This window comes from Curtobacterium sp. VKM Ac-2884 (assembly GCF_015350945.1).
Lineage (GTDB): Bacteria > Actinomycetota > Actinomycetes > Actinomycetales > Microbacteriaceae > Curtobacterium.
This window is the reverse complement of record NZ_JADKSA010000001.1, coordinates 26,881-46,258: the sequence shown is the minus strand read 5'-3', so window position 1 is coordinate 46,258 and position 19,378 is coordinate 26,881. Positions and strand designations below refer to the sequence as shown.

Below are 19,378 nucleotides of genomic sequence, written 5' to 3'. Positions count from 1 at the left end.
CCGCCGTGCCGCCCGCCCCGCCCGCCGGCACCGCTCCCGGCACGGCCACCGTGTCGATCGGGGTGGTCGGCCGCGGCCGACGACGGATGCGCCGCTGGGTCCGTCGCGGCTGGCGGCCCGTCGCCTACGTGTGGCGTCGGTCCCTGATGTTCCGCTCGGTCGCCATCACCGTGATGACGACCGGACTGGCGGTCGGGATCATCGGCACCGCCGTCATGGTGAGCATCTCGACGAACGTCTACTCGCAGCGCCGCGACCAGATCGAGTCGGAGTCGGCCCGCGCGACCATCGTCGCGCAGGGGATCTTCGACGCCGCCACCGCGGCCGAGGACAACAACCAGTCGGAGCTCGAGACGCTGCAGAACGAGGCGCAACAGGCGATCCTGTCGAACACGACGAGCCCCGGCGGCACGAGCATCGCGATCGAGCGGAGCCCGGACCAGTCGACCCCGCAGACCTTGCAGACCATCGCGAGCCAGGACTTCCCGGACGCCGTCATCACCGACGCCCTGCGCAAGGAGGTCGGTGCGAACACCGGCAAGCTCAGCCTGCAGCCGGTGCGGCTCGACGACGACGGCCGCCGCGTACCCGGGCTGGCCGTCGGCTCGACGCTGCAGATCCCGAGCGCCGGCCAGTACGAGCTGTACCTCGTCTACGACCTGTCCGATGCCCAGCAGACCCTCGACTTCGTGTCGCAGACGCTCTCGATCGGCGGCGTCGCGCTCATGGTGCTCATCGCCCTGGTGACGTCGCTCGTGGTCCGGTTGGTCGTCGTCCCGATCCGCGAGGCGGCGGAGACGAGCCGCAAGATCGCCGCCGGACGCCTCGACGAACGCATCCCGGTGCGCGGACAGGACGACCTGGCGACCCTCGCGCGGAGCTTCAACGGCATGGCTCAAGCGGTCAGCCGGCAGATCACCCAGCTCGCCGAGCTCTCCCGCGTGCAGCAGCGCTTCGTGTCCGACGTGTCCCACGAGCTGCGCACGCCGCTCACCACCATCCGGCTCGCCGGCGACATGCTCTTCGACTCGCGGCACGCGTTCGAGCCCTCGGTCGGGCGCTCGGCCGAGCTCCTGCACGCCCAGGTGGAGCGGTTCGAGCTGCTGCTCGCCGACCTGCTCGAGATCTCCCGCTACGACGCGCAGGCCGTGCAGCTCGACACCGAGCCGTCGGTGCCGGCGGCGCTCGCCGCGGACATCGTCGAGGAGTTCCGCCCCCTGGCCGAACGCGCCGGCATCGACCTGCAGCTCGCCACTCCCGGCGGGCACACCACGATGCGGCTCGACGCCAAGCGCGTCCGCCGCATCCTGCGCAACCTGGTCGGCAACGCGATCGAGCACGGTGACGCCAAGCCCGTCCAGGTCGTCGTCGACAGCGACGCCCGCACGGTTGCGATCGCGGTGCGCGACCAGGGCGTCGGCATGCCGCCGGAGGACGCAGCACGGGTGTTCGACCGGTTCTGGCGTGCCGACCCGAGCCGCAAGCGCACCATCGGCGGCACCGGCCTGGGTCTCGCGATCAGCCTGGGCGACGCGAAGCTGCACGGTGGTCGGATCGACGTGTGGTCGCGCCCCGGTCAGGGGTCGACCTTCGTGCTCACCCTGCCCCGCAACGAACAGGTCACCGCCGCGACGTCGGCGATCCCGCTGCCCGAGCTCGACGAGTCGTACGACGGCCCCCGCGCCGTGCGAGAGGAGTCCTGATGCGCCCCCGTCTCCGTCCCCGCTTCCGGCACGTCGTCGCCGCAGCACTGGCGGCCGTCAGCGTACTGGCGCTCACCGCCTGCGCCGCGATCCCCGTCGACGGCGCCGTCCGCACCGGGCAGACGATCAAGGACGAGTCGCTCTCCGGTGTCGACTTCCGGCCGGACAAGCCGATCACCGGCTCCGACCAGACGGCGATCCTGCGCGGGTTCATCGCGGCGGCCACCGGTGCGCAGGACAACTACGCCATCGCCCGGCAGTTCCTCGCATCGGACTTCTCGCAGCAGTGGAACCCGCGGCGGGGCGTCACGATCCGCGACGGCAGCGGCACCGTCGAGCGCGCCGACGACCGCGAGCTGACCTACACGCTCACCGCGAGCGCGACGGTGGACTCCGAGGGGGAGTACACCCAGGCGGTCCGCCCGACCTCGTCCACGCTGACGTTCCAGTTCACCCGCGAGGACGGCGAGTGGCGCATCGCCTACGCCCCGGACGGCATCATCCTGTCCCCGGTGAGCTTCGACTCCGTCTTCCAGCAGCACGCCCTGTACTTCTACGACCCGACGTTCCGGTTCCTCGTGCCCGACGAGCGCTGGTTCCTCGCCCGCTCGTCCACCAGCACCCGCATCGCCAGCGCGCTGATGGCCGGTCCCGCCGACTGGCTGAAGGGCGCCGTGGTCTCGTCGTTCCCCGAGGGCACCCAGCTCTCCCTGAACGCGGTCACCATCGACAGCGGCACAGCACTCGTCGACCTGTCCAGCGACGCCCTGCGCGCCAGCACCGTCGATCGCGTCCGGATGCGCGAGCAGCTGAGCAAGTCGCTCGCCTCGGTCGCCACCATCTCGTCGGTGTCGATGACCATCGAGGGCGCGAGCCTGTCCGTCCCGGACTCGAGCGGGGCGAACGCGCAGCAGAACCCGGACGTCGACCCCCGCCCCCTCGTCGACGAGGACGGTGTGGTCGGCTACGCGGCCTCGGGCACCGGCAAGGTCTCGAAGCTCGGCGGCGGCGTCGGCGACACCGTGGCCGGCCTCGACCCGACGTCGATCTCGCTGTCCGCCTCCGGCACCACGGCCGCCGTCGGCAACCGCGACGGTGCCGTCGTCGTCCGCGGCGACGACCACCTGCGCGTCGACGCCCGCGAGGACCTCGTCGCCCCCGCGATCGACGACCTCGGGTTCGTCTGGGTCGGCCAGTCCTCGGACACCCGCCGGATCACCGCCTACGGCCTCGGCGGCGACCCGCACCAGGTCGCGACGACGTTGCCGCGCGGCGACCTCGTGTCGTTCCAGGTGTCCCGCGACTCGACCCGGGCACTCGCCCTGATCCAGACCGCCGACGGTCCCGGCCTGTACGTGATGGCGATCATCCGCGGGTCCGACCGCTCCCCGACGTCGTTCGGCGCAGCCGTCCGCGTGCAGGCGGCCACCGGCGACGCCGTCGGGGCGACGTGGGTGAGCGACACCGACGTGGCGTCGGTCGGGCAGACCACGGCCGGACCGAACGTCGTCCGGACCACCATCGGCGGGCAGTCGAGCACCCTGCCGAAGCCCGACGGCCGGGCGACCTCGATCAGCGGCGGGAGCGGTGGTGCGCTGTTCCTCCGGATGTCGAGCGGGTCGGTGTTGCAGTCGACCGGCGGCGGTTGGGACACCACCGGCGTGACCGCGGACGTGCTCGGCGTCCAGCGCTGACGCCGCGGTCACCCCTCCACACCCACCCCGGCCGGGAGGCCCGTCCACCGTCCGCACCGTCGGCCCACGACCGCCGTCCGGTCGCCACCACACTCGTCGTATGCGCACCGAGGACCCGCTCACCGAGGACCGGTCCACGGTGGACCCGCTCACGCCGTGGCGTGACGCGGCGCTCGCGGTGCTCGGCCTGTTCCTGCCGGTGGAGTGCCTGGGCTGCGGACGCCCGGACCGTGCGCTCTGCCGGGCCTGCCGCGCCGCCCTGGCCGCGCGCCCGCGCCGGGTCCGGCTCGTCGCGGGCGTGCGGCTCGACGCCGCCTTCGAGTACGAGGGACTCGTCCGGACCCTGCTGCTCGAGCTGAAGCTCCGCGGTCGGGTGGACGTCGCACGGCCGCTCGGCGCCCGGTTCGGCTCGCTCGTGGGTGTCGCGCTCGCCGAGGCTCCGGTCAGTGCGGTCGTGCTGCGGATCCCACCGTCACGGGCGGGGGCACGGCGTCGGGGGTTCGACCCCGTGGTGCTGCTGCTCGCCCGCGGCGGCGTCCGTGGCACCGGGAGGCTCCGACGGGCGCGGGTCCGGGGTGGACCGGCGAGCGGGGGACCGGGGCAGAAGGAACGGACGGCGATCGAGCGGGTCGCCGCGACCGTCGGCACGCTGCGGGCGCGCGGGGTCGACGGGCGGGACGTGGTGCTCGTGGACGACGTCGTGACGACCGGCGTCACGATGGCCGAGGGCGTGCGGGCGGTCCGCGCCGCGGGCGGGCGGGTCGTCCGGTGCGTGGCCGTCGCGAGCGTCGAGGACTGACGGCTCGGTGAACACCGGGTGACCGCTGTGCGTCCGGTGGGTGTCCGGCGGACTCGCCGACGCACCGTGACGGGGGACCTGCGGCGGGTCTAGCCTCGCGGCAAGGCGTTCGGGTTCGCCGGATGGAGGCGACGCGCCGAAGCTCGATGGGAGCCGCGACATGGACGTGACGATCACAGGCCGGAACGTCGGGGTCACCGACCGATTCCGCACCTACGTCGAACAGAAGTCCGAGAAGATCGACGTGCTCGCTGACCGTGCGCTCGCCTTCGAGGTGCGCATCAGCCGCCACCACGAGAAGTCGGGCGGCAGCCAGGGCGAGGACCGCATCGAGCTGACGCTCATCGGTCCCGGCCCCCTCGTGCGGGCGGAGTCCGCGGCGTCCGACAAGTACGCCGCCTTCGACCTCGCCTTCGCCCGCATCATGGAACGGCTGCGTCGTGCTCGTGACCGGCGCAAGGTGCACCGCGGTCGTCACCGCCCGACCTCGGTGGCCGAGGCTGCCGGCAGTGGCTTCGACGGCATGGGGGTGGTCCCCGCTGACGGCCGCCTCATCGAGGACGTGGCCACCGGCGCGGTCCCGGTCGTCGACGCCGACGCACCGGAGGACGAGGACGACGAGGTCTACAGCCCCGTGGTCATCCGGCACAAGGTCTTCGAGGCCGCCCCGATGACCGTCGACGACGCCCTGTACTTCATGGAGCTCGTCGGACACGACTTCTACCTGTTCGTGGACGCCGAGACCCACCGCCCGAGCGTCGTCTACCGACGCAAGGGCTGGGACTACGGCGTGATCGGCATCGACGACCAGACCGGTGCCACGGCTTCGGTGGACGCCGAGCCGGCCGCAGCGCTCGCCTGACGCGATCGCTCCGGACACCGTCCGACCCGTGTGTGCGCGGTCCGTTCGCGGGCCGCGCACACCGCTGCCCCCACACCGGCGCCCCTCACAGCGCACGGCACCGGGGGGTTGCTAGCATGACTGGTCGATCGGGCGCGCAGGTCGCGCACGACGACCCCGTAAGGAGCTCACGTGGCAAACGTGCTGGAGAAGGTCCTCCGCATCGGCGAAGGACGCACCGTCCGCCGGCTGAAGGCGTACGCCTCGGCGATCAACGACCTCGAGGACGACTTCTCGAGCCTCACCGACGAGGAACTCCAGGACGAGACGAAGGAACTGCGCGAGCGGTACGCCAACGGCGAGACCCTCGACGACCTGCTCCCCGAGGCGTTCGCCGCCGTGCGGGAAGCAGCGAAGCGCACCCTCGGCATGCGGCACTTCGACGTGCAGCTCATGGGCGGGGCGGCCCTGCACCTCGGCAACATCGCCGAGATGAAGACCGGTGAGGGCAAGACCCTCGTCGCGACGACGGCGGCGTACCTCAACGCGATCCCGTCGCGCGGCGTGCACGTCATCACGGTCAACGACTACCTGGCGTCGTACCAGTCCGAGATCATGGGTCGCGTCTTCCGCGCCCTCGGCATGACGACCGGCTGCATCATCGCCAACCAGACGCCGGCGGAGCGCCGCGAGCAGTACGCCGCGGACATCACGTACGGCACGAACAACGAGTTCGGCTTCGACTACCTGCGCGACAACATGGCGTGGCAGGCCTCCGACATGGTGCAGCGCGGCCACTTCTTCGCCGTCGTCGACGAGGTCGACTCGATCCTCATCGACGAAGCGCGCACGCCGCTCATCATCTCCGGCCCGTCCTCGGGCGAGGCCAACCGGTGGTTCACGGAGTTCGCCTCCATCGCCAAGCGCCTGACCCCGGGCGAGGACTACGAGGTCGACGAGAAGAAGCGCACCGTCGGCGTGCTCGAGCCCGGCATCGAGAAGGTCGAGGACTACCTCGGCATCGACAACCTGTACGAGTCGGCGAACACCCCGCTCATCTCGTTCCTCAACAACTCCATCAAGGCCGTTGCCCTGTTCAAGCGCGACAAGGACTACGTCGTGATGAACGGCGAGGTGCTCATCGTCGACGAGCACACCGGCCGCATCCTGATGGGCCGTCGCTACAACGAGGGCATCCACCAGGCGATCGAGGCGAAGGAGAACGTCGAGGTCAAGGCGGAGAACCAGACCCTCGCCACGGTCACGCTGCAGAACTACTTCCGGCTGTACCAGAAGCTCTCCGGCATGACCGGTACCGCCGAGACCGAAGCGGCCGAGTTCATGTCCACCTACAAGCTCGGCGTGGTCCCGATCCCGACGAACAAGCCGATGCAGCGCATCGACCAGACCGACCTGGTCTACAAGAACGAGAAGTCGAAGTTCGAGCAGGTCGCCGAGGACATCGCCGAGCGCCACGAGCAGGGCCAGCCCGTCCTCGTCGGCACCACGAGCGTCGAGAAGTCCGAGTACCTGTCGAAGCTCCTCGCCAAGAAGGGCGTGAAGCACGAGGTCCTCAACGCGAAGAACCACGCGCGTGAAGCCGCGATCGTCGCCCAGGCCGGTCGCCTCGGCGCCGTCACCGTCGCGACGAACATGGCCGGCCGAGGCACCGACATCATGCTCGGTGGCAACTCCGAGTTCCTCGCGGTGCAGGAGATGCACGCCAAGGGCCTGTCTCCGACCGAGACCCCCGACGAGTACGAGGCCGAGTGGGACGAGGTCTTCGCCCGTGTCAAGGCCGAGGTCGAGGTCGAGGGCGACAAGGTCCGCGAGGCCGGTGGGCTCTACGTCCTCGGCACCGAGCGCCATGAGTCGCGCCGCATCGACAACCAGCTGCGCGGTCGTTCCGGCCGTCAGGGTGACCCGGGCGAGAGCCGCTTCTACCTGTCGCTCACCGACGACCTCATGCGCCTGTTCAACTCCGGTGCCGCCGAGAGCCTCATGGGCCGCTCGAACGTGCCGGACGACCTGGCGATCGAGAACAAGCTCGTCGGCCGTGCGATCCGTTCCGCCCAGGCACAGGTCGAGGGCCGGAACGCCGAGATCCGCAAGAACGTCCTGAAGTACGACGACGTCCTGAACCGGCAGCGCGAGGCGATCTACAGCGACCGCCGCCACATCCTCGAGGGCGACGACCTGCACGACCGCGCGCAGTCGTTCCTCAAGGCCGTCATCGACGACGTGATCGACACCCACACCGGCGAGGGCTCGCCGGACGACTGGGACCTCGACGCCATGTGGACCGAGCTCGGCACGCTCTACCCGATCTCCATCTCCATCGACGAGGTCATCACCGAGGCCGGCTCGAAGGGCAAGGCATCGCGTGACTTCCTCGGCCGTGAGATCCTCTCCGACGCCAAGCTGGCGTACTCCACGCGTGAGGAGCTCCTCGGCGACGAGGCGATGCGCGAGCTCGAGCGTCGTGTCGTCCTGTCGGTGATCGACCGCCGCTGGCGCGACCACCTGTACGAGATGGACTACCTCAAGGACGGCATCGGCCTCCGCGCGATGGCGCAGCGTGACCCGCTCGTCGAGTACCAGCGCGAGGGCTACGCGCTGTTCCAGACGATGATGGGCCAGATCCGCGAGGAGTCGGTCGGCTACCTGTTCAACCTCGAGGTCCAGGTGCAGTCCGACGGCGAGAACGCCGTCATCGAGGCCAAGGGTCTCGGCGAGGACGAGGTCTCCGGCCTCGAGTACTCGGCGCCGTCGATCGACGGTGAGGTCGAGGTGCGCGACGAGAAGGGCCGGCTCGAGCAGGCCGCCACGGCGCGTGCGCAGCAGGCCCAGGCCGAGGCCGAGGCGGCTGCCGAGCCCGAGCAGGGCTCCGCGTTCGGCAACGCGGCCACGGCTTCCGGCCAGGCCGCCGCGGCCGGCAACCGCGCCGAGCGTCGTCAGGCGTCGAAGAAGAACTAGCGTCCGGCGCGAGAGCGCATCGTGAGCAGAAATGGTCGGGTCCCGCGTCGGGACCCGACCTTTTCTGCTCACCAAGCGCACCACGTGCGCCGACGGCGGACGGCTACAGGACGCCGATCGCGGTCGCCCGCCACCTGCCGTCCCGCGTCTCCAACCGCATCGCCACGGCGCGTGCATGACTGCGCGTGTGCACGACGACCGTGGCCTCGGCGACGCCGTCCGCCGGTCGGCAGACGAGCACGCTGCCGACCCGCAGCACCGCTCGGCTCCGCGACCGACGGCGCACCGAGCGGGCGTGCGCGGCCACGGCTGCACGGTGCTGCAGGTGTCGGTGCACGTCGTCGGTGATCCAGCGGGCGATGCTGTCGACCTCGCGGGCCCCGGTCAGGACCTCGGCGACGCACAGTCCCAGGGCGCGTGCGGTGTCCGCTGGGTCCGGTGGACCGCTCGCTGGTTCCTCGACCGGCTCTGGTTCGACGATCGTGAGCGGCGGCGAGTGCGCCGTCGTCGTCGTGTGGTCGATCCGGCGTGCCTGCTCCGCCACCCCTGCCCCTTCCGTTGCTGGAGCGAGCGTATGGGGCGTGCAACATGAGAAATACAAAGCTGATGGACCTGTGGAGAGGACGACGTTCTCCACAAGTCGGCGCACCTAGACTGGCGGGGTGTCGACCCTCAGTGACCTCGTCCTCGCGCAAGGCCGTTCCTCCGAAGCCGACGTGGAGTGGCTCCACCTGCTCGTGGGGGACTGGCAGCTCCTCGCCGACCTGTCCTTCGCCGACATGGTCCTGTGGGTGCCGACTGCCGAGGACGGCTCGTTCGTCGCCGTGGCACACGCCCGACCGAGCTCCGCGGCCACGCTGTTCTACCGTGACATCGTCGGGCAGGAGATCCGCGAGGAGTGGCGCGGTCAGGTGACCGAGAGCTTCGCCGGCGCCCGCGTCGTCGACTCGGCCGAGCCCGACTGGTACGAGGACACCCCCACCCGGGTCCGCGCGATCCCGGTCCTCCGGCGCCTCAGCGCCAAGAGTGCGCAGACCACCGAGCGACCGATCGCCGTCGTCACGCGGCACTCCAACCAGGACGAGATGCGGACGCCGAGCCGCCAGGAGCTGAACTTCACCGCGAGTGCGAACGACCTGTTCGGCATGATCGCGACGGGTGACTTCCCGGACCTCGGCGCACCGGCCGGTCCGCGCCGCGGGGCGCCGCGCGCCAGCGACGGTCTGCTGCGCCTCGACACCGCCGGCATCGTGACGTTCGCCAGCCCGAACGGCCTGAGCGCCTTCAACCGGATGGGCTTCGAGGGGGAACTCGAGCGCAAGTCCCTCGCTGAGGTCACCACCGAGCTCATCGGCGCGCAGCTCGATGTCGACGAGTCCCTGCCCCTCGTCGTCACCGGTCGCGCTCCGTGGCGGGCCGACATCGAGTCGAAGGGCGTGACGGTGTCGCTGCGGTCGATCCCGCTCCGCGACCACGGCGACCGCATCGGTGCGATCGTGCTCTGCCGCGACGTGTCCGAGCTCCGGCACCAGGAGCGCGAGCTCATCACCAAGGACGCGACGATCCGCGAGATCCACCACCGCGTCAAGAACAACCTGCAGACGGTGGCGTCGTTGCTGCGCATCCAGGCTCGCCGGACGCACTCCGACGAGGCACGTACGTCGCTGCAGAACGCCATGCGCCGCGTGGCAGCCATCGCCGTCGTGCACGACACGTTGTCGAGCGGCCTGAGCCAGACGGTCGACTTCGACGACGTCTTCGACTCGGTGCTCAAGCTCGTCACCGAGGTCGCCGCGTCGCACAACACGACCGTGCACCCGAAGAAGACCGGCGAGTTCGGCGTCCTGCCGTCCGAGGCCGCCACGCCGCTCGCCCTCGGGCTCACCGAGCTCGTCACGAACGCCGTCGAGCACGGGTTGGACGGCCGCGACGGTGAGGTCGAGATCGTCGCCCGCCGGTTCGACGACCACCTGGAGATCGAGGTCCGTGACAACGGCGTGGGCCTGCCCGAGGGGAAGGTGGGGTCGGGTCTCGGCACCCAGATCGTCCGCACGCTCATCCAGGGTGAGCTCGGCGGCACCATCGACTGGCACACCCTGACCGGCAGCGGCACCGAGGTGACGATCACCATCCCGTTCCGCTGGCTGACCGCTCCCGCCTAGCCCCTGCGCCGCGCTGTGACGCCGCGCCCGCGGGAGTGGCGCGTCGGGTTCGCGCCCGCTCACGGGCATCGCGCCCCGGCTCTTCGGGGCGCAATGCCCCTGCGGGGGCGCGCACGGGCGCCCGCTTCGGCGGGGCACCCGCCTCCGCGCCCGCTCGTGAGGTTCCGAGATCTGCGCATCTCGGCGGGCGATCGCGCGTGTTGTGGAACCTCGACGGTCGGCGCGCGGCAGGTTGTGGAACCCCGAGGACCAGCGCACGGCGTGCCGCCCCGCCCCGCGCCACGGTCGCTGCCGCCCACACGCACGACGACGCCCGCCGCCCCCGAAGGGACGACGGGCGTCGGTGTGTCCTGCGGGAACCGGCCCGGGTCAGGAAGCGCGGCGGGCGCGGGCGGCGCGACGCTTCAGCGCACGACGCTCGTCCTCGCTGAGGCCACCCCAGACACCGGAGTCCTGGTTGTTCTCGAGGGCGTACTGCAGGCACATCTCGGTGACCGTGCAGCGCGCACAGACCGACTTGGCCTTCTCGATCTGATCGACGGCGGGCCCGGTGTTCCCGACGGGGAAGAAGAGCTCGGGGTCCGCGGTGAGGCAAGCTGCCTTGTCACGCCAGTCCATGTGTGGTGCTCCTTGATGTCGATGCTCGAACGGCAGGCCGGGGCCGGGGTTCGGGGGATCGGAACGCTGACCATGCATGAGGCATGAGGGGACAACTGTGGGGAGGAGTCCGCTGGAAGCGAGTCTGACGCCCGCGTGACGCTCGGGGGAGGAGCGACGAACCACGGGAGACGCACACCACATCGTGCCGTCCAAACGACCTCGAATATCGTTCCATACTGGTAGGGGCAAATCAAGGGTTCCGATGCTGGAGGATCACTGTGCACGATGACGACCCGACCGCGGTCGACCGTCCTGAGCGACGCTCACGCGCGCTGATCGGCCTGCTGGTGGTGGTCGGCCTGGAGTTCGCGGCGCTCGTGGTGGTCACGGTCGTCCTGGTCGTCGAGCTGATCGTCGCGCCGGCGTCCAGCCTGGCCTCCGGGATCGCGCTGACGATCCTGTCGGCCGTCGCGGCGCTCTGGCTCGGTGCGCTCCTGAACGGCCTGTGGAAGCGTCGCGCCTGGGTGCGCTCGGGGATCATCGTCTGGCAGGTCCTGCAGGGTGCGATCGCGATCGGCGCGTTCCAGGGTGTCTTCCGCGAGCCGGCGGTCGGCTGGGTCCTGCTGATCCCCGCCCTGCTCGGCATCACGTTCGTGCTGTCGCGGTCGGTGACGGCCGCGCTCGCGCGTCCCGTGGAGTAGACGCGACCGACAGACGGACGGGAGGCGCGGTGCCAGCTGGCGCCGCGCCTCCCGTCTCGCTGTGGTCCGGTCCTCAGACCAGGCCGAGCTTCTTCCGCAGGCTCGCCACGTGTCCGGTCGCCTTGACGTTGTAGAGCGGCAGCTGCACGCTGCCGTCCTCGTCGACCACGATCGTGGAGCGGATCGTGCCGGTCACGATCTTGCCGTAGTTGTTCTTCTCGCCCCACGCGGCGTAGGCCTTGTGCACCGCCAGGTCGGGGTCGCTCAGCAGCGGGAACGTGAGTGCCTGCTCGTGCTGGAAGGTCTTGAGCTTCGCCTGCTCGTCCTTCGAGACGCCGAGGACCTCGTAGCCGGCTGCCTGCAGTGACGACATGTTGTCGCGGAAGTCGCAGGCCTCGGTGGTGCAACCGGGGGTGGACGCGGCCGGGTAGAAGTACACGATGACCTTCTTGCCCCGCAGTGCGGCGAGCGAGTGTTCGACGCCGTCCTGGTCCGGCAGCGTGAAGTCGGGGGCGGTGTCGCCGGCGGCGAGACGGTCGGTCATGGTGCTCCTGTTCGCTTGGTGCCCACGAGTGGTCGTGAGGGCGCAGAACCCATGCTATTGTTGATTCCCGTTGCGGCACGGAAGCCGGAACATGCACCTCTAGCTCAATTGGCAGAGCAACTGACTCTTAATCAGTGGGTTCTCGGTTCAAGTCCGAGGGGGTGCACCACGACCACGAAGGCCCCGACTCATCGAGTCGGGGCCTTCGTGCGTTCCGGGCGTGTGCACGCGTTCCGAACGGGACACGCCCGAGGTGCTTCCGGCGGTCGGATTCAGTCGGCGGCGACGTCGACGATCCGTTCCGGGCCGACGACGAGGTCGACGGCGCCGGCGGAGGCCGCTGCGAGGTCCGCGGTCAGGATCGCGAGCGCGTCGGCGGGCACCCAGGCCTCGAACGTCGCCGCGCGCCCGTAGACCGTCGCACCGAGGGCCGCGTGGTGGTGGCGGACCCAGTCGCGCAGGACGTTGTCGAGCCGGCCGGCCTCGGCGTGCGGGGCGTCGAAGTGCACCTGCGTGAGCGCCTCGCGTCGGACGAGCGCGGCGGTGTCGAGGGCCTCGGAGACCGAGGTCGAGTAGGCGCGGACGAGTCCGCCGGCGCCGAGCTTCACGCCGCCGAAGTAGCGCGTCACGACGGCGACCACGTCGGTGAGGTCGCGGCGGCGGAGCACCTCGAGCATCGGCACGCCAGCCGTACCCGACGGTTCTCCGTCGTCCGACGACCGGGCCTGGTCGCCGAGGGTGCCGGTGACCATCGCGGTGCAGTTGTGCCGGGCGTCCCAGTGGCGGCGTTTCACCTCGGCGATGACCCGTTCGGCGTCCGCGACGTCCGACACGGGGGTGACCGTGGTGATGAACCGCGACTTCGTGATGACGATCTCGTGCTCGACCGGCTCGGCGATCGTCGCGGGGAAGCTGCGGGCCATGCCCACGAGGCTAACGGCGTGCACCGTGTCCGCCGCGCTACGATGTCGTGCACGCACGGCTGGGGAGGAGTCCGACATGGAGACCGGTGATCCGAGGGGCGGGGTCCTGGACGCCGCCGAACTCGCACGGCGCATCAACCTGCTGCTCGACTTCGAGGAGTCCCAGCGTGGTGCTCCGGTGCCGTTCGCCTCGATCGAGGAGTACGTCGCCGCCCGCGGCGGTTCGCTCTCGCGGGCGAAGTGGACCTACATGCTCTCCGGCGACGGCCGACGCAACCGCGACACCGAGCTCCTGCGGCTGCTCGCCGGGTTCTTCGAGGTCGACGAGCGCTTCCTGCTCGAGGACAGCGACGTCCCCGAGCGCATCGGCGCCCAGCTCGCCCTCGTCCGCTCCCTGCGTTCCGCCCGCGTGAGCGGGTTCGCTGCACGCACCTTCCCCGGCGAGCTCTCACCCGACGCGCTGCGGCGCATCGCCGAGGTGCTCGAGGAGGAATCACAGCGCGGGAGCGTGGCGTGACCGACCCGCTGCTCGAGTCCTTCTGGGCACGCGGTGCGGTCGAGGAGTGGTCCGACGTCGACCAGGCCGTCGCAGCCGCAGCCGTCGTCGTGGACAAGCCCATCGTCGTCCGCGAAGAGGCGTTCCTGGCGACGGAACCCGTGTGCGGCTTCGTCGCGACGCTCGAGCACGCCCACCTGATCATGATCTCGCCGACCGCGTCGCGGACCTTCCGGGCGTTCGTCATCGGCCACGAGCTCGGCCACGTCCTGCACCGGCACCAGGAGCACGCGCCCCAGTCGGCCTACATCCGCGACGTCATCCCGGACCTGCCCGAGTACAAGGTCGAGCGGGCGCTGGCGCGGGGGATGTTCTCGAACGCGTACGAGCACGAGGCCGAGGTCTTCGCCGACGCGCTCGCGACGCTCATCCGGCGGCACCGCGGCCGCCCGAGCGCCTTCCGCGGGGTCTTCGGGTGATCGTCGCCGTCGTCCAGGCGGTGCTGCTCATCGCCGGGACGATCGCGCTCTTCGTCCTGCAACGCGGGCAGGACCGGACCCTGGCGGTGACCTTCCTGCTGTTCGCCGGCACCATCGTCACGAACGTCGATCCGCTGTACCGGTGGCTCGACCCACTGCTCGGTGGCTTCAACGTGGTCACCGTGGTCAGCGACTGCCTGATGGTCGCCGGTACGAGCACGCTGCTCTGGGGCGTGGCGAAGGCGGTCGGGGCAGCCCGGCCGTGGCTCCGGAACGCGATCGTGGTGTCGTGCGCCGCGGTGGTGGTCGTGGTGGTCGTCGCCTTCTCGGTGCTGGACAAGCCCGCCACCACGACGACGTTCATGCTCGACGCCGGGTCGCACCCGGCCGCGACCGTCTACTCGATCGCGCAGACGGTGTACCTCGGGGTGGCGCTCGGCGCGACGGGCCTCATCTGCGTCCTCCGCCTGCGCGAGGCCCGGACGACGACGGACCTGGTCGGGCTGTGGGTCCTCGTGCTCGGCGGCGTGCTGGGGGTCGTCCGGATGGTCGTCGTCGTGGTCATGGACCTGGCGCACGTCACGGGGGACCTCGACCGGATGCGCTCCCTCGCGCTGCCGTACGACGTCACGACGCCCGGCGCCGTGATCTGCGTCTCGACGGGGATGCTGCTGCTCGTCGTCGGACACCGGGTCTCGCGACGTCGGCGCACCCGTCGGGTCGACGCGGCGCTGCGACGTCTCGCGCCGCTGCACGCGCGGATCGGTGCCGACAACGCCTACCCGTCGACCGAGGATCCCGCCACGCGGTTGAGCCGCGCGATCGTCGAGGTCAACGACGGGCTCCGGCGGACGCGTGCGCCGTTGACCGATGCCGAGCGAGCCGTCCTCGCCGAGGCCGAGTCGGCGCTCGACTCCGCGTAGCCCGAAGGGGTGGCTCGACGGTCTCCCGACGCCCGTGTAGGGTTTGTAGCAAGTGCTACAGAAAGTGTGGCTCGTCGGTGGGACTCGGCCGCGTTGGGGGCGGCCGAGCACCACCGACACTCGTTGTCTAGACTCGGACGGTGCTCGTCTTCGCCGCAGTCGTCCTGTTCATCGGTGCCGTCTTCAACGTCGTCACCTGGCCGCGCTTCTTCCAGCGCGTCGCGAAGGACACCCGCGCGCGGGACGCCGCGGGCAAGCCGACGACGTTCTACACGGTGCACCTCGTGCTGCTGCTCATCGCGCTCGCCATCGCCGTGGCCGCGGTCGTCGCCGGGATCCTGCTGCTGGTCTGAGCCGTCCGCCGTCGGGCGTCGCTTCAGCGCTGCTTCAGGGCGGCACGGCAGGATCGTCGCCATGCGTGTCCTGGTGGTCGATGACGAGGTGCGGCTCGCCGACGGCGTCCGTCGCGGCCTCGAGGCCGAGGGGTGGGCGGTCGACGTCGCCCACGACGGCGTCGACGGCCTGTGGCACGCCCGGGAGTTCCAGTACGACGCGATCGTCCTCGACCTGATGATGCCGGGGATGAGCGGATGGGCGGTCTGCGCCCAGCTCCGGGCCGACCAGGACTGGACGCCGGTGCTCATGCTCACCGCCAAGGACGGCGAGTGGGACCAGGTCGAGGCCCTCGACGCCGGCGCCGACGACTACGTCACGAAGCCCTTCTCACACCCGGTCCTCGTCGCCCGGCTGCGCGCGCTCGTCCGCCGTGGTGCGCGGGAACGCCCGGCGGTGCTGACCCTCGGCGACCTGGTGGTCGACCCGGCCGCTCGGACGGTGACGCGTGCCGGGACCCCCGTCGACCTGACGAGCCGGGAGTTCGCGGTGCTCGAGTACCTCGCGCGGCGCCCCGGGCAGGTGTGCTCGAAGCGCGAGGTGATCGAGAACGTCTGGGACGTCGACTTCGAGGGCGACCCGAACATCGTCGAGGTGTACGTCGGGCACCTCCGGCGCAAGCTCGACCGGCCGTTCGGACGGACGTCACTCGAGACCGTCCGCGGTGCGGGCTACCGACTGGCGGCCGACGGTGGCTGACCGGGGGACGGGGCGCACGCGCCGCTTCCGGTCGGTGCGCGCGCGGACCACGCTCGGCGCCGGCGTGGTCGTGCTCGCCGCCCTGGTCGTCGGTGCCGTGGGGTTCGTCGTGGTGCTCCGCCTGGTGCTGCTCGACGGGGTGCGGACGTCCGCCGAGGCCGGACTCGAACAGGTGTCGTCACGGGTCGAGTCCGACGGTGCCGGTGCGGTGACCGACTACGAGGACGTGCTGGTGCAGGTGGTCGGTGCCGGCGGCTCGGTCCTCGCACACGGTGAGGACGCCGACGCTCCGGCCCTGCCGACCGCCGACGAGTCCCGGTGGTCGCACGACGGCGAACGCTGGTTGCTCGTCGCCGACGACGTCGACCTGCCCGGTGGGGGTGAGGCGACCCTGGTGTACGGCGTCGCCCTCGAGCAGACCGACACGGCCATCCGGACCGCCGTGGTGCTCCTCGCCGTCGGGGTGCCGGTGCTCGTCCTCGTGCTCGGGGTCGTGACCTGGTCCGTGACCGGGCGGTCGTTGCGGCCGGTCGAACGGATGCGCACCGAGGTCGAGACGATTCGTGCCGCGCAGCCCGATGCCCGCGTGGTCGTGCCGGACACCGGCGACGAGATCGCCCGGCTCGCGACGACCATGAACGCCATGCTCGACCGGCTCGACCGATCCGCGGCGGGGCAGCGGCAGTTCGTGTCCGACGCCTCGCACGAGCTGCGGTCGCCGATCGCGTCCCTCCGTCAGCACGCCGAGGTCGCCGTCGCGTACCCGGACCGGACGGACGTCGCCGAGTTCTCCGACGTCGTGCGGTCCGAGGCCGTGCGCCTGCAGGACCTCGTCACCGGGCTGCTCGAGCTGTCACGGCTCGACGAGGGCGGCGCGGGTGTTCGTCGTCCCGTGGACCTCGACGACCTCGCCCTCGAGGCCGTCGCGCGGGCGCGGGCCCGGGTGCCGGGTGGTGCGACCGGCGACCGTGCGATCCGGGTCGACGGTTCTGGGATCTCCGCCGCACGCGTGCTCGGCGACGAACGGCTCCTCACCGGCGTGGTCCGGAACCTCGTCGACAACGCCGTCCGGCACGCCACGTCGCGCGTCGCGGTGGCCCTGGTCGAGCAGGACGGCGCCGCGGAGCTGACCGTGGACGACGACGGCTCCGGGATCCCGGCGGCCGAGCGCGACCGGGTGTTCGAGCGGTTCGTCCGGCTCGACGAGGCCCGCAGCCGCGACGCCGGTGGTGCCGGCCTCGGTCTGGCGATCGTGCGGGACGCCGTCCGGGCGCACGGCGGCGAGGCGACGGTGGCGGACTCGCCGCTCGGCGGGGCGCGGTTCGTCGTGCGCATCGCACTCGGCGGCTGAACAGGCGGCTGAACAGGCGGCTTCAGGTCTGCTTCAGCACCCCGCCGACATGCTCGTCCCATGACCTTCCGCACCCAGCTCCAGAAGCCCTCTGCCCGCCGCATCGCCGCCCTCGCCGCCTTGCCCGTCGTGGCCGCGCTCGCCCTCACCGGCTGCTCCACCGACGGGTCGTCCGACTCGGCGGCATCGTCCTCGAGCGGGTCGGCCGCGACGGACGCCACCACCGGCACGTCGGGTGGCGCGTCCGCGACCGCCGCCTCGGCCACGTCGAACGACGCCCTGCTGGCCGCCGTCGCGACCGCACGCAAGAGCGTCGGCTCCGGCACCGTCATCTCGGTCGAGCAGGAGCAGCGTGGCAGCGCGTACGAGGTCCTCGTCGTGACGAAGGACGGCACCGAGCACGAGGTGCACACCGACGCCGCCGGCACCGGGGTGACGGGTACCCCGCAGACCGAGACCGCCGACACCGACGACCGTGCCGAGCACGACCGGTTCGTCGCAGCGGCGGACCTCGACGTCAGCAAGGCCGTCAGCGCCTTCGAGGACCTGCACGCCGGGTCGATCACCGAGCTCGGCCTCGACGACCACCTCGGCACGGTGGTCTGGGAGGGTGACGTCGTCGACGGATCCGGCACCAAGCACAGCGTCCGGATCGACGCCGGCTCCGGCGACGTCGTCACCGACCAGGTCGACACCGACGACTGACCCGGCGACCGGCCCGGCGGCCGGCCCGGCGGCCGGCCCGGCGGCCGGCCCGGCGGCCGGCCCGGCGGCCGGCCCGGCGGCCGACCTGGCCGACGTCGGCGGTCAGCGGTAGACCTGGGGCATCCGACCTGGGCGTCGGCGACCTCGGGAGACACCATGACGGACCAGACCCCTCGCACCTACCCGCAGGGCGTGCCGAGCTGGATCGACGGACGACACCCGGACCCGGACGCCGCCCAGGCGTTCTACGGCGGTCTGTTCGGCTGGGACTTCGAGGAGCGCCTGCCGCCCGGCGCCCCCGGCTCGTACCGGATCGTGAGCATCGACGGACGCGAGGTCGGCGCGATCGCCTCGGGTGACGAGCCGGCGTCGTGGACGACGTACATCGCCGTGGACGACGCCGACGCGGTGGCCGCTCGGGTCGTCGAGCTCGGTGGCACCGCCACTCCGGCGGAGGACGCCGGGCCGGGTGGCGCCGCGGGCCGCAGCGTCGACTGCGTCGATCCGCGCGGTGCAGCGTTCGGACTCTGGCAGGCGCGCGACCGGCTCGGGTCGCAGCACATCAACGCCCCCGGCGGCTGGGTCTTCAGCGACCTCCGCTCGACCGAGCCGGAGCAGGCGATCTCGTTCTACGAGCAGCTGTTCGGCTGGCGGGTCTCCGGCATCGAGGAGGGCCCGAGCGCCATGGTCCGGCTGCCCGGCTACGGGGAACACCTCGCGGCCACCTCCGACCCCGACATCCGCGAACGGCAGGTCGGCGCACCGGAGGGCTTCGCGGACGTCATCGGCGCCCTCGCCCGACTCGACGACGGGCCGGACGACTGGCACGTGTCGTTCAGCGTGGCGGACCGTGACGCCGCCGCCGCACGGGCCGAGGAGCTCGGCGGAGCCGTGCTCGGCACCTGGCAGGGCCCGTGGACGCGTGCGGCCGAGCTGCGGGACCCGCAGGGCGCCGCGTTCCGCGTCACGCAGTTCGCCCCGGAGGGCGACGCCTGAGCGCAGCGCCCGTGGACCGTCAGCCGGTGGTGAGCGGCGGTCCGAGCACCTTCTGGATCGCCAGCGCGGCGAGCTGCTCGTCCGAGGTGTCGAGCAGCACGCGGAAGGTCTCCGGCGCCGTGACGAACTCGACGCAGACGGCGTCCTCGTCGCACGGTCCGAGCCGCCACCCCGACACCGCGTCCATCGGCACCGAGACCCGCGCCTCGCGCTCGTAGTCGGTCTCGGCCTCCAGGCGGTCGGGGAACACCCGCAGGCGTCCGTACGCGCCTCGCCAGCTCAGCTGGAGATCGAGGGTGGGGGGAACAGACGCAGGGGAGACAGAGCGGTCCGGCACCCGCCGATCGTACCGACGGGTGCCGGACCCACTGCACTCGGCGCGCGACGTGCTGC

20 protein-coding genes and 1 tRNA gene are annotated in these 19,378 nt (G+C 71.5%); 16 read left to right on the top strand and 5 right to left on the bottom strand.

The window, feature by feature from the left end; translation table 11 throughout:
* Positions 1-5: 5 nt before the first annotated feature.
* From mtrB to secA, 5 genes are all read left to right on the top strand, one after another.
* Positions 6-1,703 (top strand): MtrAB system histidine kinase MtrB, encoded by a 1,698-nt coding sequence (gene mtrB, locus ITJ60_RS00215; protein WP_194646298.1) that lies wholly within the window; start codon positions 6-8, stop codon positions 1,701-1,703.
* Positions 1,703-3,397 (top strand): GerMN domain-containing protein, encoded by a 1,695-nt coding sequence (locus tag ITJ60_RS00210; RefSeq protein WP_194646297.1) that lies wholly within the window; start codon positions 1,703-1,705, stop codon positions 3,395-3,397. The genes mtrB and ITJ60_RS00210 overlap by 1 nt, the downstream gene beginning before the upstream one ends.
* Positions 3,398-3,497: 100 nt before the next feature.
* Positions 3,498-4,196 carry a ComF family protein gene (locus ITJ60_RS00205; RefSeq protein WP_194646296.1) on the top strand — a complete coding sequence of 233 codons (699 nt, stop codon included), beginning with the start codon at positions 3,498-3,500 and terminating at the stop codon, positions 4,194-4,196.
* A 160-nt stretch (positions 4,197-4,356) separates the two neighbouring features.
* Positions 4,357-5,058 (top strand): ribosome hibernation-promoting factor, HPF/YfiA family, encoded by a 702-nt coding sequence (hpf, locus tag ITJ60_RS00200; protein WP_134195913.1) that lies wholly within the window; start codon positions 4,357-4,359, stop codon positions 5,056-5,058.
* A gap of 171 nt (positions 5,059-5,229) precedes the next feature.
* A complete protein-coding gene (gene secA / locus ITJ60_RS00195) occupies positions 5,230-8,013 on the top strand; it encodes a preprotein translocase subunit SecA (protein ID WP_194646295.1) in 2,784 nt (927 codons plus the stop codon).
* 103 nt (positions 8,014-8,116) lie between these two features.
* Here the strand turns inward: secA and ITJ60_RS00190 are convergent, their stop codons facing one another.
* The gene (locus ITJ60_RS00190) at positions 8,117-8,557 is read right to left on the bottom strand and encodes an Rv3235 family protein (protein WP_194646294.1); all 441 of its coding nucleotides are present in this window, start codon (positions 8,555-8,557) and stop codon (positions 8,117-8,119) included.
* A 118-nt stretch (positions 8,558-8,675) separates the two neighbouring features.
* Here ITJ60_RS00190 and ITJ60_RS00185 point away from each other — a divergent pair, with 118 nt between their 5' ends.
* Positions 8,676-10,175: a sensor histidine kinase gene (locus ITJ60_RS00185; RefSeq protein WP_194646293.1), complete on the top strand. Its 1,500-nt coding sequence runs from the start codon at positions 8,676-8,678 to the stop codon at positions 10,173-10,175.
* Positions 10,176-10,544: 369 nt separating this feature from the next.
* Here the strand turns inward: ITJ60_RS00185 and ITJ60_RS00180 are convergent, their stop codons facing one another.
* On the bottom strand, positions 10,545-10,793 hold the full coding sequence (locus ITJ60_RS00180) for a WhiB family transcriptional regulator (RefSeq protein ID WP_017888820.1): 249 nt from the start codon (positions 10,791-10,793) through the stop codon (positions 10,545-10,547).
* A 260-nt stretch (positions 10,794-11,053) separates the two neighbouring features.
* On the opposite strand from ITJ60_RS00180, the gene ITJ60_RS00175 reads away from it, so the two are divergent.
* Entirely contained in the window at positions 11,054-11,476 is a 423-nt protein-coding gene (locus tag ITJ60_RS00175; RefSeq protein WP_111085962.1) for a hypothetical protein, read from the top strand.
* Between the two features lie 73 nt (positions 11,477-11,549).
* On the opposite strand, the gene bcp is transcribed toward ITJ60_RS00175, so the two are convergent.
* Positions 11,550-12,020, bottom strand: a complete 471-nt coding sequence (gene bcp / locus ITJ60_RS00170; protein ID WP_123672221.1) for a thioredoxin-dependent thiol peroxidase — start codon at positions 12,018-12,020, stop codon at positions 11,550-11,552.
* 93 nt (positions 12,021-12,113) lie between these two features.
* Between bcp and ITJ60_RS00165 the strand changes: the two genes are divergently transcribed.
* Positions 12,114-12,189 (top strand) — tRNA-Lys (locus ITJ60_RS00165).
* A 103-nt stretch (positions 12,190-12,292) separates the two neighbouring features.
* On the opposite strand, the gene ITJ60_RS00160 is transcribed toward ITJ60_RS00165, so the two are convergent.
* The gene (locus ITJ60_RS00160; protein WP_228509663.1) at positions 12,293-12,943 is read right to left on the bottom strand and encodes a YigZ family protein; all 651 of its coding nucleotides are present in this window, start codon (positions 12,941-12,943) and stop codon (positions 12,293-12,295) included.
* A 76-nt stretch (positions 12,944-13,019) separates the two neighbouring features.
* Between ITJ60_RS00160 and ITJ60_RS00155 the strand changes: the two genes are divergently transcribed.
* The 8 genes from ITJ60_RS00155 to ITJ60_RS00120 all read left to right on the top strand — a co-directional run bounded on the left by ITJ60_RS00155 (position 13,020) and on the right by ITJ60_RS00120 (position 18,985).
* The gene (locus ITJ60_RS00155; RefSeq protein ID WP_194646292.1) at positions 13,020-13,460 is read left to right on the top strand and encodes a hypothetical protein; all 441 of its coding nucleotides are present in this window, start codon (positions 13,020-13,022) and stop codon (positions 13,458-13,460) included.
* Positions 13,457-13,918, top strand: coding sequence for an ImmA/IrrE family metallo-endopeptidase (locus tag ITJ60_RS00150; protein WP_194646291.1), 462 nt, complete (start codon positions 13,457-13,459; stop codon positions 13,916-13,918). The genes ITJ60_RS00155 and ITJ60_RS00150 overlap by 4 nt, the downstream gene beginning before the upstream one ends.
* Positions 13,915-14,841, top strand: a complete 927-nt coding sequence (locus tag ITJ60_RS00145) for a hypothetical protein (protein WP_131881471.1) — start codon at positions 13,915-13,917, stop codon at positions 14,839-14,841. The genes ITJ60_RS00150 and ITJ60_RS00145 overlap by 4 nt, the downstream gene beginning before the upstream one ends.
* Before the next feature lie 140 nt (positions 14,842-14,981).
* The gene (locus tag ITJ60_RS00140) at positions 14,982-15,194 is read left to right on the top strand and encodes an SCO4848 family membrane protein (protein ID WP_111085956.1); all 213 of its coding nucleotides are present in this window, start codon (positions 14,982-14,984) and stop codon (positions 15,192-15,194) included.
* A gap of 61 nt (positions 15,195-15,255) precedes the next feature.
* A complete protein-coding gene (locus ITJ60_RS00135) occupies positions 15,256-15,933 on the top strand; it encodes a response regulator transcription factor (protein WP_194646290.1) in 678 nt (225 codons plus the stop codon).
* A gap of 34 nt (positions 15,934-15,967) precedes the next feature.
* The gene (locus ITJ60_RS00130; protein WP_194646289.1) at positions 15,968-17,284 is read left to right on the top strand and encodes a sensor histidine kinase; all 1,317 of its coding nucleotides are present in this window, start codon (positions 15,968-15,970) and stop codon (positions 17,282-17,284) included.
* A gap of 60 nt (positions 17,285-17,344) precedes the next feature.
* Entirely contained in the window at positions 17,345-17,989 is a 645-nt protein-coding gene (locus ITJ60_RS00125) for a PepSY domain-containing protein (protein WP_194646288.1), read from the top strand.
* A gap of 156 nt (positions 17,990-18,145) precedes the next feature.
* Positions 18,146-18,985: a VOC family protein gene (locus tag ITJ60_RS00120; RefSeq protein ID WP_194646287.1), complete on the top strand. Its 840-nt coding sequence runs from the start codon at positions 18,146-18,148 to the stop codon at positions 18,983-18,985.
* A 19-nt stretch (positions 18,986-19,004) separates the two neighbouring features.
* On the opposite strand, the gene ITJ60_RS00115 is transcribed toward ITJ60_RS00120, so the two are convergent.
* A complete protein-coding gene (locus ITJ60_RS00115; protein WP_194646286.1) occupies positions 19,005-19,322 on the bottom strand; it encodes a hypothetical protein in 318 nt (105 codons plus the stop codon).
* Between the last annotated feature and the right edge of the window lie 56 nt (positions 19,323-19,378).

Bases quoted from the DNA above. Each gene is read 5' to 3' on its own strand.
- bcp (WP_123672221.1), bottom strand. From the start codon at position 12,020: ATGACCGACCGTCTCGCCGCCGGCGACACCGCCCCCGACTTCACGCTG.
- ITJ60_RS00120 (WP_194646287.1), top strand. From the start codon at position 18,146: ATGACGGACCAGACCCCTCGCACCTACCCGCAGGGCGTGCCGAGCTGG.
- hpf (WP_134195913.1), top strand. From the start codon at position 4,357: ATGGACGTGACGATCACAGGCCGGAACGTCGGGGTCACCGACCGATTC.
- ITJ60_RS00135 (WP_194646290.1), top strand. From the start codon at position 15,256: ATGCGTGTCCTGGTGGTCGATGACGAGGTGCGGCTCGCCGACGGCGTC.
- ITJ60_RS00125 (WP_194646288.1), top strand. From the start codon at position 17,345: ATGACCTTCCGCACCCAGCTCCAGAAGCCCTCTGCCCGCCGCATCGCC.
- ITJ60_RS00180 (WP_017888820.1), bottom strand. From the start codon at position 10,793: ATGGACTGGCGTGACAAGGCAGCTTGCCTCACCGCGGACCCCGAGCTC.
- ITJ60_RS00155 (WP_194646292.1), top strand. From the start codon at position 13,020: ATGGAGACCGGTGATCCGAGGGGCGGGGTCCTGGACGCCGCCGAACTC.
- ITJ60_RS00210 (WP_194646297.1), top strand. From the start codon at position 1,703: ATGCGCCCCCGTCTCCGTCCCCGCTTCCGGCACGTCGTCGCCGCAGCA.
- ITJ60_RS00160 (WP_228509663.1), bottom strand. From the start codon at position 12,943: ATGGCCCGCAGCTTCCCCGCGACGATCGCCGAGCCGGTCGAGCACGAG.
- ITJ60_RS00205 (WP_194646296.1), top strand. From the start codon at position 3,498: ATGCGCACCGAGGACCCGCTCACCGAGGACCGGTCCACGGTGGACCCG.